Source organism: Spirosoma arcticum, from assembly GCF_054779955.1.
This window is the reverse complement of sequence record NZ_BAAGXG010000003.1, coordinates 319,664-335,994: the sequence shown is the minus strand read 5'-3', so window position 1 is coordinate 335,994 and position 16,331 is coordinate 319,664. Positions and strand designations below refer to the sequence as shown.

General features: G+C 54.6%; 15 protein-coding genes. 6 read left to right on the top strand and 9 right to left on the bottom strand.

Translation table 11 applies throughout. The features are described 5' to 3' along the window. Entirely contained in the window at positions 1–984 is a 984-nt protein-coding gene (locus ACYVHB_RS08635; protein WP_461051299.1) for an AAA family ATPase, read from the bottom strand. A 93-nt stretch (positions 985–1,077) separates the two neighbouring features. Continuing rightward, positions 1,078–1,695 carry a DUF4159 domain-containing protein gene (locus ACYVHB_RS08630; RefSeq protein WP_461051298.1) on the bottom strand — a complete coding sequence of 206 codons (618 nt, stop codon included), beginning with the start codon at positions 1,693–1,695 and terminating at the stop codon, positions 1,078–1,080. Between the two features lie 382 nt (positions 1,696–2,077). Between ACYVHB_RS08630 and ACYVHB_RS08625 the strand changes: the two genes are divergently transcribed. From ACYVHB_RS08625 to ACYVHB_RS08610, 4 genes are all read left to right on the top strand, one after another. Then, complete coding sequence (locus ACYVHB_RS08625; protein ID WP_461051297.1) at positions 2,078–4,834, top strand: T9SS type A sorting domain-containing protein; 2,757 nt, start codon at positions 2,078–2,080, stop codon at positions 4,832–4,834. A gap of 328 nt (positions 4,835–5,162) precedes the next feature. Next, positions 5,163–6,212, top strand: coding sequence for an aldo/keto reductase (locus tag ACYVHB_RS08620; RefSeq protein ID WP_461051296.1), 1,050 nt, complete (start codon positions 5,163–5,165; stop codon positions 6,210–6,212). A gap of 130 nt (positions 6,213–6,342) precedes the next feature. Next, a complete protein-coding gene (locus tag ACYVHB_RS08615) occupies positions 6,343–7,338 on the top strand; it encodes an aldo/keto reductase (protein WP_461051295.1) in 996 nt (331 codons plus the stop codon). Positions 7,339–7,469: 131 nt separating this feature from the next. Continuing rightward, positions 7,470–8,456 (top strand): helix-turn-helix domain-containing protein, encoded by a 987-nt coding sequence (locus tag ACYVHB_RS08610; protein WP_461051294.1) that lies wholly within the window; start codon positions 7,470–7,472, stop codon positions 8,454–8,456. Positions 8,457–8,662: 206 nt separating this feature from the next. Here the strand turns inward: ACYVHB_RS08610 and ACYVHB_RS08605 are convergent, their stop codons facing one another. Further along, complete coding sequence (locus ACYVHB_RS08605; RefSeq protein WP_461051293.1) at positions 8,663–8,914, bottom strand: WCX domain-containing protein; 252 nt, start codon at positions 8,912–8,914, stop codon at positions 8,663–8,665. 56 nt (positions 8,915–8,970) lie between these two features. On the opposite strand from ACYVHB_RS08605, the gene ACYVHB_RS08600 reads away from it, so the two are divergent. After that, on the top strand, positions 8,971–9,171 hold the full coding sequence (locus tag ACYVHB_RS08600; protein WP_461051292.1) for a CRISPR-associated endoribonuclease Cas6: 201 nt from the start codon (positions 8,971–8,973) through the stop codon (positions 9,169–9,171). Between the two features lie 71 nt (positions 9,172–9,242). Next, positions 9,243–9,446, top strand: coding sequence for a CRISPR-associated endoribonuclease Cas6 (locus ACYVHB_RS08595; protein WP_461051291.1), 204 nt, complete (start codon positions 9,243–9,245; stop codon positions 9,444–9,446). Positions 9,447–9,603: 157 nt separating this feature from the next. Here the strand turns inward: ACYVHB_RS08595 and ACYVHB_RS08590 are convergent, their stop codons facing one another. The 6 genes from ACYVHB_RS08590 to ACYVHB_RS08565 form a co-directional block, all read right to left on the bottom strand. Then, entirely contained in the window at positions 9,604–9,762 is a 159-nt protein-coding gene (locus ACYVHB_RS08590) for a hypothetical protein (RefSeq protein WP_461051290.1), read from the bottom strand. Positions 9,763–9,999: 237 nt separating this feature from the next. Next, positions 10,000–10,215: an integrase core domain-containing protein gene (locus ACYVHB_RS08585; protein WP_461051289.1), complete on the bottom strand. Its 216-nt coding sequence runs from the start codon at positions 10,213–10,215 to the stop codon at positions 10,000–10,002. Then, a complete protein-coding gene (locus ACYVHB_RS08580) occupies positions 10,202–10,666 on the bottom strand; it encodes an IS3 family transposase (RefSeq protein ID WP_461051288.1) in 465 nt (154 codons plus the stop codon). Before ACYVHB_RS08580 ends, ACYVHB_RS08585 begins: the two co-directional genes overlap by 14 nt. Continuing rightward, the gene (locus ACYVHB_RS08575) at positions 10,650–10,979 is read right to left on the bottom strand and encodes a transposase (protein WP_461051287.1); all 330 of its coding nucleotides are present in this window, start codon (positions 10,977–10,979) and stop codon (positions 10,650–10,652) included. Before ACYVHB_RS08575 ends, ACYVHB_RS08580 begins: the two co-directional genes overlap by 17 nt. A gap of 118 nt (positions 10,980–11,097) precedes the next feature. Continuing rightward, positions 11,098–14,694: a VCBS repeat-containing protein gene (locus tag ACYVHB_RS08570; protein ID WP_461051286.1), complete on the bottom strand. Its 3,597-nt coding sequence runs from the start codon at positions 14,692–14,694 to the stop codon at positions 11,098–11,100. Between the two features lie 98 nt (positions 14,695–14,792). Then, entirely contained in the window at positions 14,793–16,322 is a 1,530-nt protein-coding gene (locus ACYVHB_RS08565; protein WP_461051285.1) for a RagB/SusD family nutrient uptake outer membrane protein, read from the bottom strand. Positions 16,323–16,331 lie beyond the last annotated feature (9 nt).

Below are 16,331 nucleotides of genomic sequence, written 5' to 3'. Positions count from 1 at the left end.
TTATTTAACTGTGTTTAATAACTCCTGGATCACCCGTTCCGTGGTGATGCTTTCGGCTTCGGCGCGGAAGTTCAGGGCAATGCGGTGGCGCAGAACGGGGTAGGCCAGCGTCTGGATATCGTCGGGAATGACCGAGTAGCGTTCATTGAGCACGGCGCGGGCTTTGGCACACAACACTAATGCCTGACCCGCCCGCGGCCCCGCGCCCCACTCACCCCACTGCTTCACAAAAGCAGAGGGACTGTCTTGGGGGCGCGACGCCCGCACGAGCCGATTGATATACGTGATTAGGTCATCGCTGATGTGCACCTGCCGGGTGAGGTGTTGCAGGTCCAGAATATCGCGGTCGGTCAGAAGCGTGTGCAGGTCGGGGCGGGCCGTGCTGGTGGTGCTGCGGAGTACCTCAAGTTCCTCGCGCTCCGAAGGGTAGCTGAGTTTTATGTACAGCAGAAACCGGTCCAACTGCGCTTCGGGAAGCGGATACGTACCGGCCTGTTCAATGGGGTTTTGGGTGGCAATAATCAAAAACGGCCGGGGCAGGTCGTAGTCGTTTCCGGCGTAGGTCACTTTGTACTCCTGCATGGCCTCCAGCATGGCCGCCTGCGTTTTTGGGGGCGTCCGGTTGATCTCGTCCGCCAGCACGACATTGGCGAAAATCGGTCCCCGGTTAAACTGGAAGAACTTTTTCCCGGTCTCGTGGTCTTCCTCCAGAATTTCGGTGCCGACAATGTCACCGGGCATTAGGTCGGGGGTGAACTGAATGCGTTTGAAGCGCATAGCCAGTGCATCGGCCATGGTCCTGACCAGCAGTGTTTTGGCTAATCCCGGAACGCCTTCGAGCAGGCAGTGGCCACCCGCCAGCAGCGCAATCAGTACTTCGTCAATGGCTTCGTGTTGTCCGATAATGACCTTGCCAATCTCCCGTTTCAGCAGCGGTAGCTTCGCTACCAATGTTTTATAGTGCGTTAAGTCCTGAGTCTCCAAATTTTATAGCAGGTTGTATTTGAATGATAAATGATGAATGACAAACGATGAATGAGAATACTAATCATTCATCGTTTATCATTCATCATTCGGCTACGCCGTCAGTGCGTACGTCACAATATTAACCCCAAACTTCGTGTTGTCCTCGGCCAGGAAGCGTTTGTTGCGGAAATCATAGTCCCATTCGCAGCCGTAATCCTTGTTACTGTAAAGAACACCAATGCGGCCGTTAACTACGATGGCTTTCAGGTAATCGTGCACCAGGTCGTCGCCCCAGCCGTTCAGCTCGAATGTCGTGGTTGGCGGGCCTTCGGGGAATTTGAAAAAGCAGGTGTAAAGCGGGTGGCTGTTGGGGATCTTCTGCAGCGCTTTGGGGCCGAAGGTTCGGGCCATCTCCTGCTCAAATGACTTGGCAAACAGCCCGTCGATATCGTGGTTACAGTCGTCGGCGAACACAAACCCGCCGTTTTGCACGTAGCGCTTGAACTGGTCGCGTTCGGATTGTGAGAATTCGACCAGTTTATGCCCGCTGAGGTAGCAGAACGGACTTTTGTACAAATCGGGGCTGCCCAGCCGCACGATACGTTCCTTCTGGTCGACCGGAATCGTCGTGTATTCTACCAGTGAATGGAGCAGGTTAACCGGCATCCGCTGGTCGGTATCCCAATCGCCAGAGGTGTACTGGATGCGGGTAAAGACAAATGGTTTCAAACGAAGAGCCGTTGCAGATGATTGAATGTGTCAGATGCTGGTGGTGACAAATTTACCCTGATTTTACTGGATCTGCCGCACCAAAGCGCATAAACCCGGTTGATCGCTGGTGAAATCTACTGAGTTGGAGGAGCGCATGAAATCTTCCTGTGATTGACCCGGTTGGTCTGCCCGAAAATCCATCGGTTTAAGGTATTTTATACAGCCTATTTAAACTAACCTTATTTGACTTTAGGAAAATATAAAATACTTTTAGTTAACATTAATAACATAAAGTAAATAAATAAGATATTTTAAGCAATTAGTATAACATTTAATAATAGGTTTACAGGCTGATTAATGCATTTAATCCAATTTTTCAACCAATTCACCACCGGGGACCATGAGGACTACATTTACGTGGATTATTGCGCTTGCTCCATTTTTAGCGTTTGCCCAGACGGCAGCCGACGAACGAATCAGGATCAGATCGATCACTGCCAGTGAACAAACCGGTCAGAACTACAATCCCTGGCTCAATGATGACATCAATGATCTGGTGGACGATGTATGGCAGGATAATCTGAAGTATGTGGAAGTTAGGTTAACCTTGGAGAAGCGATGTGAGCTAACCCGGCTATCGCTCTACGATGATAAAGGAAGCTTTGCTGATCAGCCCGTTACCATCTATGCACTCAACGGAACGCAGCGGGTGTGGATTGGTAAGTTTGAAGGCACATCCTACAAGCAGTGGATCGAGTTAAAACTGCCGGGTTCGGTGATGGCCGATGCGATCATCCTGCATAAGTACGGTAATAACATTCCCCAAAAGATCAACGTGTTTGGTGTTCCCGCATCAGCAGGATCGGGGTCTCCCCCAAGCCCTGACCCCACCCCGCCCCCCGCCCGAATAGCCATCGACGGCCGACGCTGGTATCAGGTAAATAACGTCGACAACACCCTGGACGGTCTTTTCGACGGCCGCACCGATGTAACCGTCAACACGGGCTGGAGTAAACTGCTGGCCAATTACGATGCGTATTACCCGCTGCTGGAGGGCGAAGAAATTAGCATCAGCCGCATTCGTTTCTACGACGGTGAAGGGGACAACGTGAGTGCCCCGCTGACGGTGTCGGTAATTGACGACAAATGGAAGCGTACCCTTATTGCCCGTTTCACTGGTGACAAATACCAGGAGTGGGTAGGCCCTGATCCTGCCCGGCCCACCGATTTTGACGTGAAGAAAGCCGTTGCCAACGCCCGGTACTTAGTCATCAACACATCGGGTGCGTATCCTACGGAGATGGAATTTTACGGCGTTCACAAGGCCGGTCGCAGTTTGCCGTCGGTCGTTCGGCAGGCGGTGCCCCTGAGCCAGTCGTTTGGGGTAAATGTTTTCGAGTGGGATCTTGAAAGCGCCCACTCACCCTGGAAAGTTGATGAACCGAGCATAAAAGTCGTGAAAGGATTCTCGTCCGTGCGACACTACATCGACTGGGATAAGCTGGAAGCCCATCCGGGCAGCTACACCTACAATCCGACGTATAACGGAAGCTGGAATTACGACGCCATGTATGAGCGGCTCAAGACCGAAGGAATTGAGGTGCTGGCCTGCCTGAAAACAATTCCCTCCTGGCTGCAGGAGACGTATCCCGAAGGGGAGCGCGATAACGAAAACGTACCGGCCCGGTACCGGAGTAATCTGTTGTCGCCAGGGTCATACACGGAGCAGGCCCGCCTGGGCTTTCAATACATGGCCCGCTATGGCTATAACCAGAACGTGGACCGGTCGTTGGTCAGGGTGAGTTCGACAACGACCTGGGCGGGGACCAATACGGTCAAGATCGGGATGGGACTGATCCGGTACATCGAGTGCGAAAACGAACGCGACAAGACCTGGAAAGGCCGGAAAGCCTACCAAACGGCCCGCGAGTACGCAGCCAACCTGTCGGCGTTTTACGACGGGCACAAAAACACGCTCGGCCGGGGGGTAGGCGTCAAAAATGCGGACCCATCGGTGACGGTGGTCATTGGCGGGCTGGCTGCTGCCACCACCGACTACGTGCGGGCCATGATCGACTGGTGCCGGGAGTTCCGGGGCTACAAGGCCAATGGTCAGGTGAATTTATGCTGGGACGTCATCAATCAGCACCTGTACGCCAACGATGCCAAAGCGTCGCAGTATGGTGGCTCCACGCGGGGAGCCGCTCCGGAGGTGTCGGGCGTGGGCGAACAGGCAGCGGCTTTCGTGCTTATGGCCCATCAGTACGCCAATGGTATGCCGGTCTGGATCACGGAGGCCGGTTACGACTATCATCCCGAAAGTGCGCTCAAAGCAATTTCCATCGGTAGTAAATCGGTGCTGGAAACCCAGGCTGACTGGATACTTCGGACCGCCCTGCTGTATAGCCGGGCGGGCATTGACCGATTATTTTTTTACCAGATGCACGACGACAACCCGGCTAACCCGACTCAGTTTTATACCATGGGGCTGATCAATAGCGACAAGACCCGTAAACCAGCCGGCGACTACATTTACCAAACGTTCAAGCTGTTCGGTGACTACTGTTACAAAGAAACGCTCGGCCGCACGGTTGGGGACGTCTTCTCCCGGCCCACCGAACCGCTGGTAGACCGCTACGAACTGAACGGCCGCTCGATGTATATGCTGGTCATGCCCGACGAACGGGGGCGCACGGGCAACTACAGTTTGCCGGTGGGCAATGCGGCTACGGTCCAGCTTTATAAGCCAACGATTGGCAGCGACAACATGACGCTTTCTACGCTGACCGCCGTGGACGGAAAGGTCACCATCCCGGTTACAGAAACGCCGGTGTTCGTGGTGCCTTCGGGTCAGGGCGGGCGGGTTGGTGCTGCACTGGCCGACGATACGGACAACGGATTAGGTACGCTGCGGGTATATCCGAACCCATCCACTGAATACGTTGACGTGGCGCTCGAAAACGGCGATTTCACGGCGGTGAGCGTCAATCTTTACGATAGCAGCGTGGGTCGTTTGCATCGGCAGGTGAGTTTGTCCAAGTCAGGCCGCCAGTTCAGGGAGCGGGTCGATATACGGTCACTACCCTGCGGATTATACATACTCGAAGTGAGGCAGGGGCCGGAGCGGGCGCTGCGTAAGATTATAAAAGTGCAGTAGACGCGGCTACCTACCAAAACGAGCAACCCTACTGAAATGCTTGTTTGATGTTGTATTTCTGGGCAGGACGACTACCTGCATCAGTAGGGTGAACCATCAGCTAACCGTTTCGTACTTTACGTATCATCAATTGCAAACCGGTCTGCAAAAGCTGGTAGCGACAGTTGCTGCTGAAAAAACGTTTTGGTAGAATTACCTGTCTGATTACACGACTGCGTTTTGTGTAGCACACCCGTCGTTTTGTATAATCATTGACAAGGAGGGCGTATAGACCTTTGTGGGGCAGTCTCAGTAGTTATAGTGAGATTGCCCCGCAAACAAACTCCGTATGTCTCTTACCACGTATCGTACCCTGGGCCGCTCCGGCTTAGTTGTCAGCCCGTTCGCGCTGGGCACCATGACCTTTGGCACCCCAGGCTGGGGGTCGCCCGATGCCGTTTCTGAAACCATTTTTAACACGTACGTCGACGCCGGGGGTAACTTCATCGACACGGCCGATGTGTATGCCAGCGGACGCAGCGAAGAATTAGTCGGTCAATACATTGCCGACCGCAAACTGCGCGATCAGGTTGTTCTGGCCACCAAGTTTGGGTTCAATGCGGGAAGGGGCAATCCGCACATGGGCGGCAACGGGCGTAAAAACACCTGCCGGGCGCTGGACGGGTCGCTTCGCCGGCTCAAAACCGATTACATCGACCTGTACTGGCTCCACGCCTGGGATGCGGTCACGCCGGTAGAGGAGGTGCTGCAAACGCTCGGCGATCTGGTGCGGGCGGGTAAAATTCGCTATTTCGGCTTTTCGGACATGCCCGCCTGGTTCACCGTCAAAGCCGCTACGCTGGCTCAGGTCCACGCCATTCCCGGCCCCATTGCCATGCAACTGGAGTATTCGCTCGTTGAGCGCACTATTGAGCGGGAGTACGTGCCCGTTGCCCGCGAGTGCGGCCTGGGTATTACCCCGTGGAGTCCGCTGGCGGCTGGTTTTCTGGCCGGTAAGTACAAACGTACGGATGCCGGTGGTGCCGGAGAAGGCCGACTGGGTGGTCCCAACCCGTTTGGCGATACCAAATTTACGGAACAGAACTGGCGCATACTCGATACGTTGCGGACGGTAGCCGTCGAAATCGACCGCCCGCTGGCGCAGGTAGCCTTAGCGTGGGCATCCGCCCAGCCCGGTATCACCTCGCCCATTCTGGGAGCCAGCAAGGTGGAGCAGTTGCACGACAACGTAGCCTCGCTCGCCATCCGGTTTAGCCCCGAACAGCTACGGACGCTGGACGAAGTCAGTGCGCCGACACCCACCTTTCCCTACCCCATCTTCACGCCCGTCATCAACCGGAGTATCTTCGGTGGCCACACGGTGCAGGGCTGGCATTGACGGTGGCCATCCGCGCCGGATACACCCGCGTTTTGTGTTGCAGAAGCTACGATTTGTGTAGCACCGGCCGGCGATAGCGTCCCGACCTTTGTGCAGTAATTAACACAGACACAATCAATAACATCAGCGGATGAACACCATCAAACAAGTAGCATTAGGCAGTCAGGGACTCAACGTATCCGTCGAAGGATTAGGCTGCATGGGCATGACGGGTTTTACTGGCGGCACCATGTACGGCCCCGCCGACGATGAGGAAAGCATCGCCACCATTCACCGTGCCCTGGAATTAGGCGTTACCATGCTCGACACTGCCGACTTGTACGGCCCCATGCTCAACGAGCAATTAGTAGGCAAAGCGATGGCCGGGAAGCGGGAGCAGTTCACCATTGCTACCAAGTTCGGCTTCGAGATCGGCGACGACGGCAACTGGATTATGGGGAGCTACAACGGTCGGCCGGAGTACGTGCGGAAGTCGGTCGAACGGTCGCTGAAAAACCTCGGCACCGACTACATCGACCTGTATTACCTGCACCGCATGGATCCCAACACCCCCATCGAAGACACGGTAGGTGCCATGAGCCAGTTGGTGGAAGAGGGCAAGGTTCGCTACCTCGGCCTGTCCGAAGTGCCGGTTGACATCCTGCGCCGGGCGCACACGGTACACCCAATTACCGCCTTACAAACGGAATATTCGCTGTTTGACCGGACTGTAGAAGAAAACGGCGTGCTGGATGCCACGCGGGAAATGGGCATTGGCTTTGTGGGCTATTCACCGCTGGGCCGGGGCTTTTTGTCGGGCGAAATCAAAACGCCGGACGACTTCGATCCCGGTGATGCCCGGCGTATGTTTCCCCGCTACCAGGGCGAAAACTTCTACAAGAATCTGACGTTGGTGGAAGAGTTAAAAGCGCTGGCCGATGCCAAAGGCGTTACGCCCGCGCAATTAGCGTTGGCCTGGGTACTGGCCAGGGGTGTGGTGGTCATTCCCGGTACCAAGCGACGCAAGTACCTCGAAGCCAACGTGGCGGCTGCCGACATTACGCTGAGCGAGGCCGAACTAACTGAACTGGAAGCGGTGATGCCCGTGGGCAGTGCAGCGGGTTCGGCCTATCCCGTTGGCATGTAACCGTGTTAGTACGTTTTGCCCGCACCGGCGGACCGGTCCTAAAATCATTGGTAGTCATTTTTTGTTTGGCTATCAATGACCAGCAGGCCGGTGCGGGCGAAGCGCAATGACCACTTAATGATAATGTACTGATGAAACAAGCCGCCAAAGACTTCCACGTCCTGAATACCGTGACCGAGTACACCCGCTTCTACGGCCTGCCCGCTCCGGCGCATCCGCTGCTGACGGTGATCGACCTGAGCAGCCTGCGCGATCTGCCCCAGCCGCAGGAAGCCCGTGTGCTGATGACCCCGGTGGTGCAGCAATTTTACGTCGTGTCGCTCAAACGGAATATGGGAGGAGTCGCCATCCGGTACGGCCATCAGTCCTACGACTACAATGAGGGTGTGCTGAGTTTTCTGGCTCCCGGACAGGGATGCTGGCCAGCCGGAAACATGACCGCCGACGAGATGAGTAACTGGACCGCCGGGTTAAGCGGCTGGACGGTGTTGTTTCACCCCGATCTGCTGAGCAAATACCCGCTGGGCAAAAAAATAATGGGCTACGGCTTTTTCTCGTACCAGGTACACGAGGCCCTACACCTGTCGGCGCAGGAGGAAACAGTACTCGATAACCTGCTGACTACCATCCGAAGCGAAAACGAACGGCCCATTGATGCGTTCAGCCAGGACGTTATCGTGTCCCAACTCGACGTACTGCTGACTTACGCCAACCGTTTTTACCACCGGCAGTTCCTGACCCGGCGCATGACTGAACACGACCACGACGGCGGTGATGCGGCATCCCGACCGTTGCTGAGCCGCTTCGAGACCCTCCTGATTGGTTATTTTGCGCAGGACCCAGAGCAACCGCTGCCCACGGTGCAGTATTTCGCCGATGAACTTAGCGTGTCACCCGCCTACCTCAGCGATATGCTGCGGACGCTCACCGGCCAAAATACCCAGCAGCACATTCATAGCGCCCTGATTGAGCGGGCCAAACAGTTGCTGCTGACCACCTCCCTGTCGATCAACGAGACGGCATTTCGACTCGGCTTTGAGTACCCGCAGTATTTCAGTCGGCTGTTCAAAAGCAAGACGGGTATGACACCGGCTGCGTTTCGATTTTCGGCCCAGTAACGGGCGGGCGTTCAATGGTCAACTTACCGGAGGGTTTCTTGATTACATGGTAACGTAAGCTTTCGGTTGTTCTACCCTCTCCGAAACGTCGGCCCTCACCCCCGCCCTAAAGGGAGCCTGCTGGCGCGTAAGCCCACTCGCGCGCCAGCAGGCTCCCTTTAGGGCGGGGGTGGGGGCCGACGTCAAGGTGGGCAACCCGAGAACTCTCAGTACTGGTTTCTATACTGGTGTAAGGCACTCTGAAGAAAGTGGGTTAGTTTTTGAACTAACGTTTGGGGTGCGATAACCTTCACCGAGTCGCCGAGCCGGGCCAGTTCGAACACCAGTTCTTGATTAATAATAATCGATAGGTTGACCCGGAATTCGTCTTCCGTGTCGACCAGAATAGCTTCATCACCAAACGGGTAGAACGGCTGGGCCCGAAAGTGCAGGCCTTGTTTACGCGTGAACGACAGCACGACGTCTTCGGCCGGATCGCCACCGGGCGGAGTTCATCATTGAGCGCGTTGAAGCCGTGCCCGTAAACATTACGGGTCAAACCGTGCAGCTCAGGACGCTGTCGCCGGTGGTTCTGGCGGAGAAAGATGAGCGCGGCATGGATCAATATTTACACCCTGCCGATGCCCGGTTTGGCCCGTTGCTGGTATCGAATCTGCTGGCGAAATACAACAGCGTCCAGACCGCCGTGTCAGCGAGACAGCAGACGATGACCTGACCGATACAGCGCTGACGTATCAGTTGCTCCCTGATCCAGGACGGGACGCCGTCCAAACTAAATCAAGGTTAGTGACAATAAAAGAAGGTTCGCGGGAAGAGACAAAGGTGCGCGGCTATTACGGCTTCACGTTTGAACTCAGCGGCCCGCCCGAATTGCTGGAACTGGCTGTGCTGGCCGGGGTGGGGCGGTATAATGCGGAAGGGTTCGGCTGCGTGGGGCTGGTTGATACCATACTTATTTCTGAGAAGCCTGATTTTCCTTCTTCGCCATGAAGGCATTCCAGTCGAAATCTTTCAGGACTGTATGCATTACATAGTCGACCTTATCCTGAGCCCCCTCTTCAGCAGTATCGAACTTGCGATTAAGCGGGTGATTATCCTTCTTGGTCTTACGAAGCTTCTTATTCACAATAGTTTTTATCACTATCTCCTAACCTTTTAGTCTCTTAGGAGCTGCTTTCACTTTTGCTAAAAATTCTTCCTTAGACGCTGGCTTTGAGTTCTTTAATAATTTTTTCCAAACAGCTTTTTCATCAGTCGCACCTGCAAACGGATTACGAATATGGGTATGAATCGGCTCCTTTTTCATGATTTTCCGAGATTTCAAGTCCACTATGGTAATTCTTGTTTCTGCTTTCGTAAAGAATCAAGTTTGGTCCAGTCAACGTGCTTAAGAACGGTCTCTCAAGCCTGGTCGGTCTTGGCCTGGGCTGCTTCCTCAACGGTAGTGAACCGGCGGTCAGGACTGGAAAGTTCAGCCCTGTTTTTATGGTTTTTGCGCTTAGCTGGTATCGACATTGAGGTGGTCGGGTTTTGCCGGACAGTACTATCCCTTATTTTGAGTCTCGAACTGCATCGGCCTATGGTAGCCTAAAGATGAGTGCAATCGAATCGTATTGTAATAATTGTCAATACACTCCCCGATTTCAAGACGAGCATCTGGTAAGCTCAGGAATGCGCCGTTTTCCATCAACTCGGCCTTCAGGCGGCTCCACAACGACTCGGCAAATGCATTATCGTAAGCATCATCAGCCCGGCTCATACCAACACGCTAAATATGTCCATCGGCCCTTGGCCAGCATAATGTAGGGGATGTCACTCACCCATACTTGGTCACGTCCGGTGGGCATCTGTATGGTCAGCAGCAGATTCGGACTCAACCCCACCGTATGCCGACTGTCGGTGGTACGGGGCACAAAGCTCCGCGGCTGAATCGCTGACAATCCAGTGCTCTGTACTACTTTACAAATAAACTCTCGTCCCACTTTCTGCCCTTTGGCCCGCAATGCATGGACCCGCCGACGACTTCCGTCGCGTCGTTTATGCTCGGCAAAGACTTCTTGGATCTGACTCCGGCGTTGTTCTTTCTTAGCAGAGGGCTGATCGGTTTGCCCGCCAGCATACGTATAGTAGGCACTGCGACTCACCCCCATCACATCACACAATATGCCTACCGGGTAGGCTTGACTTTGGTGCTCAATAAACTCGTACATAAGTGTCAAGTCGGCTGGCCAAAGATGATGACCGGGCCGCCGGGGCGGTGCTTTTTTTTAAAATGTCCCGTTCTATTTCGACTCGTTTCAACTGGTTTTTAAGTTGTTGAAGCCCATGCCATGAGGTGGCTTTGCGTTGACCGATCTGTTTTTTTTGTTCGTGTTTCCAGCGGTGAATGAGTTTTTGGCTCACATTCAGTGATCGGGCGAGAGCGGCAACGGACTGTTCTTCGGCAATCATTTTCGAGGCCTCCGCCTTGAACTCTTTGTCGAATTTTGGCCGGGTCTGTTTCGGCTTGTTTGGGGTTTGCATGGCAGTATAAAGTGTAAGTACACTACACTGTCCGGATTTTCAGGACCATCTCAGGATACCGCTTGTATACGTTGATACGAGCATCAGCAGCTTCTTTTTCTACAATGTGCACGTACCACTAATTGACAGGTATGTGCCGCTTTTCTCCTTTACTGTCCTCTATACTCACGCGTACCATCGTTTCATCGACACTGATGAATCGGCCCGGCTGCGACAGAAACGAGGAACCGTAGGAAAATTCATGCTTTACAGACCGCCCGTTTTTGTACTGAACGACCGCGCTGACATCGTCGGACCTGAGGGGTAACTGGCGGCCATTGCGTTTTCGTTGAAACACCTTCAGCGAACCGTTATTCTGACTCGCAGCCAGCCAATAGGCTCCTTTGTTGTCGTGTAATTTGACGAGTGCTTTCCCGTTTCCGGGTGTGAACAGACCACTTTGCCGAATGGACTGAGGTTGAAAGTTGCCGCGTCCGTCCCCTTTCAGCAATAATCCGTTCAGCGCATCGTAACGCCCTACCGATACGTCGGTGCCGTGATCATTGCCCGTGATTGCCACGTCTACATGACCGTCGCCGTCATAATCGTCGACCACCATCCCGTTCAGGGTCGATAGCTGGGCCTGTTTCGGTAACGGAATCAGGGCAAACGTTCCGTTTCCATCGTTGCGCAGGAAACACGATTCCGTTGTGTTCACGGCCAAACGCAACGCTTCTTTTCGCTGATCGGTCGTCAATACCTCACTCAAGGTTGCCACCGCCAGCGATTTATAATCGGTGAACTTCTTCTTCAGGCTGTTCATCTGTTTCACTAAGTCATCGCGGCCGTGGGCCGGAAACTCCTGCTTTTCGCCCTGCCGGTCGGGTAGAAACAGCGACGGAATGGCCGAATAGTTGCCGTTCTTATCGAAATCGGCAGCGGTGATGTAGGCTGGATACTGTTCGCTGGCCTGGTAGAATGTGTTCAGTCCCGTATTGCCCACAATGTAATCCATGCGGCCGGTATGGCGAAAATCGCCCGCCACGATGGTGTTCCACCAGCCGCGCCGGTTGCCAATTCCTGTTGTTTCGGTGATGGACGCGTAGGTACCCCGGTTGTTTTTCAGAATCGTGATTGGCATCCATTCCCCGGCCAGAATCAGGTCGGGCCAGGTGTCATTATCCATATCGGTGAACAGCGCATCGCATACCAACCCGATCTGGTTCAGCGCGGGAGCCACGGCACGGGTCACATCGGTGAATGTCACGCGCCCGTTCTGGCTGTCGTTTCTGAAGATGAAGCTGGAAACCGGTTTTGGGTAATGCCACGGATCAACGCGCCCGGATACGAACAGGTCGAGCCGACCGTCTTTGTTGTAATCGACGGCCCGAACGCAGAGTTTGCTCGTGTGGTTTTCGGGCAGCGCATTCGTGGCATCGGTAAAGTTACCCCGTCCGTCGTTCAGGTACAGTTTATCCTGATACGCCGGGCTGTCAGACACCTGTTTGTAGCCGCCACGGGCGATGTACAGGTCGAGTTTCCCGTCGCCGTTGGCATCGAACAGCAACAGCCCCTCGTCTTTGTAGTCCGGCGTACCTAACTGCGTCGGCAAGAGCGTACGCTGCCGGAATCTCCCGGTCGATTGTTGCAAAAACACCTGAGCCGGGTCGTGGGCATTGCCGCCGATGACCAGATCGTCCAGCCCGTCGCCGTCGACGTCGCCAACCGCCAGCCCCGGACTATATTCGGATAATTTGTGAGGCAGTAACTTTTGAATGTTGAAGTCGATAAAATCAAATTCGTTGTGCCGATACCGGATGCCGAGTGAATCCGTGACGTCGGTGAACAGCGCATTCGTGGCCAGCACGGGGGTAATCCAACGATACGGAATGGTCGCGTTTTCAATGGATACCGGCAGCACTTGATCGGCTTTGACGTTGGTGAGCACCTGTTTTCGCCCATTGGGCCACTTGACCACGACCGAATCAACCTGCGTTACAGTGCCTAAGCCGAAGTGAGCCACGGCCTGATGCGTGGACAGGTAGCCGCGATAGGGCGTGTGTTCGTACACCTGCTGCTGGCCCCGGTCGTAGTAAATAGTGGCAAACGCACCAATCCCGTTTCTGTTCGCCCCGTTGCCCGCAAAGGTGATTTGTAGAAAATGAGCCGCCGGATTGGTCCGCTCGCGGGTCGTGTTTTTGTACAGCAGGGCCTCGTCGTTGATGTTGTTGATGACCATGTCCATCGCCCCGTCGTTATTGAAATCAGCATAAGCAGCCCCGTTCGAGAAGGTGGGTTCGGTCAGGCCCCAGTCGGTTGTCGCGTCGGCAAAGCTCAGGTTGCCTTTGTTCTCGAAGGCGTAGTTGTGGATTTTGACCACCGGGATTTGGTTCAGCAGCTTTTGCTTCGGTATCGTTCCAAACGGCTGATCCCGGTAAGCGATGAAATCGTGATCGGTTACATCTTTCGGGTAGCCATTCGTGATGACGAGGTCGCGGTAGCCGTCGTTCGTGAAGTCGGTGAGCAGGGGCGTCCAGCTCCAGTCCGTTTGGGCGATGCCGCTCATGAAACCGATTTCGCTGAAGACCGGGCTGCCGAGCGAATCCTGTGGTCCCACGCGCGGCCCCTGATTGAGTTGCAGTGTGTTTCTGACGTATTGATGCTGGTAACCGTGCAGACCGAAATTGATGTCGACGGCGTAATTGTTCGGCCCCATCATCATTTTCTTGCGGTAGTTATCGGCCGGATTCATATCCAACTCAATCAGGTCGGCCAACCCGTCGTTGTTGATATCGGCGATATCCTGCCCCATCGCGTTCAGCGACGTGTGCTTGAAGTATTCCTTTGACCGGTCCGTGAACGTCGGTCCCGCACCACGATTGTCTCCATTATTGACGTACAGGATGTTGCTCGACAGGAAATCGTTGGCGACGGAGATGTCTTTCCAGCCGTCGAGGTTAATGTCCACGACGGTCGCCGTGTGGCCGAATCCGTCGAGTTGAATCCCGGCCTGCGCCGATACGTCCCGGTAGACGGGGTGCCCAACCGACGTATCCGGGTCGTTCTGGAACAACCGCCCCGTACTCCGGCGTCCCACGCCCCTGACCATGCCAAACTTACTGGGATTCTGGTCGGCCGAGGCTTCGTTGACGGTCAGGTACATATCCAAATCGCCGTCGTTGTCGGCATCGAAAAAGTTAGCCATCGTCGACTGAACGTGGATATCTAAGCCGTACGCGTGGCCCATCTCCCGAAAAACCGGAATGCCGTCTTTCGTCAGCTTTTGGTTGACATACAACAAATTACGGCGTTGAAGCGAGTCTTTTGCCAGCGTATTGCAAACGTAAATGTCGGGCCAGCCATCGCTGTTGATATCGACCACGGCTACCCCGCGCCCCCAGCGTCCCGCCCCGTCAACGCCCGCCCGGTCGGTGACGTCCTCGAACTGAAATCCATCCGAATCCTGCCCGCCTTTGTTGAGGTATAATTTATTGGACACCCGGTTGCCGACGAAATAAACATCCTGCCAGCCGTCCTGATTGAAGTCGCCGATGCCCACGCCCCCGCCGTTGTAGATATTGACCATATCCAGCGGGTTGATCGAGTCGTTTTCGGTGATGAGGTTGTTGAACGTGATGCCGGAATGCGAGGAAGGAATGGCTTCGAACCGCGTAGGCGTTCGGCAGGACCAGAGGGCCATCAGAAAGCAAAACCAAACGTAATAACAGCCTTTCATTCTCATATTAATCAAACGAAGCGACGCCCGATTTTATAACGCACGAGGGCTTTGTACATAATACAAAGCCCTCGATACACGCAAGTAAAACAATAGAGTTAATATCCCGGATTTTGTACCAGTTTCTCGTTCGTGGCGATCTGCTTCTGCGGAACGGGCATTAAATCTTTACCGGGGGGTACGGTGATACCGTATTTCTCTTTTACGTAGTTCAGATGCTCACCCGACCGCCGGAGTAGAAACCAGAGCGAAAACTCACCCGCCAGCTCGTGCCGGTACTCGTCCAGCAGAACTTTGGCTACGTCCGTGCCGGTGGCCGCGCCTAAGCCCGCCCGCTTGCGGATCTGGTTGTTGATGATGTCCAGCGCCCCGGCCGGATTGCCGCCTTTGAGCAGGGCTTCCGCTTTGCTTAGCAACACCTGCCCGTAGCGCATCAGAATCAGGTTCTGGCCGCTGAAGATATTCGTTGGATTGCCCGAGTTACCCGTCGAACTCGGATCGCGCCAGGTTTTCACGCCATAGTAGCCCGACCGGGCATTATCGGATCCTTTCCACGGCTTGGCTACCGTGCCCAGCGTGTTGATGCCCCCCCACTTTTCCTTCACCAACGGGTAGTTTTTGATCTGAATGTTCGGGCTGGGGTGTACGTCGCCGGGACCAATTACGGTCGGAAACTTGCGCGTATCACCGGCTTCAAAGGAATCATACAGTTTTTTGTCGGCGTACGAATAGCCGAACTGCGAAACCTCCTCCGGCATACCAAACGTCGTCAGCCAGTGCGAATCGTTGCTGTGTCCCCACGACATATCCGGCCCGGCAATGTATTGAATCTCGAATATAGATTCCTTGCCGTTCTGGTTATTAAACTCGTGGATGTTCACGAAGTTGGCTTCCAACTGATACTTGCCGGTCAACTGCTCATAGGTAGCGGCTGCGTCGGTGTACTTTTTGAGCCACATCTGCGCATCGCCCAGGTACGCCAGCGCGGCTCCCTTCGAGGCCCGGCCTACATCGGCAGCGGCTAAGTCCTGCTGCCACGGCAAAAGGTCGGCGGCTGCTTTCATGTCGGCCGCTACGGCTGCGAAGACTTCGTCCTGCGTATTGCGCGGGTGGCGACCGTCGTCCGTTACCGTCTGCAACTCCAGCGGCACCCCCCCGAAGTTGGACGCTAAGTAGTAATAGAAAACACCCCGCAGAAACAGCGTTTCGCCGGTGAGCCGGTTCGCCATGCTTTCCGAAATAATATTGCCCGCTTTCATCTTGGCAATGATCGGAATCGCTGAGTTGGCGCGGGCAATGCCCTGATACGCTCTCGACCAGAACAAATCCAAAGCCGCAAAGTCGCTGCGTACCTCGTAGGTCTCGAAGAACGTGTCGGCCCCGTAGTTCTTGAAATCCTGCGACAGGAAGTTGGCCTGATACCACAGCGCTTTCAGTGTGAAGTCGACGTCGTGGAACGTATCGTAGATACCCGTTACGAGCGCAACGCCATCGGCTTCCCGTTTAAACAGGGCGTCTTCGGTAATCCCCTGCGTGTTTTTCTTTTCCAGAAAGTCTTCTTTGCAACTGATCGGCAGCAACAGCGTTGCCGATACACCAACCAGCCAGATTGTTTTATTGAGTTTCATAGTACGATC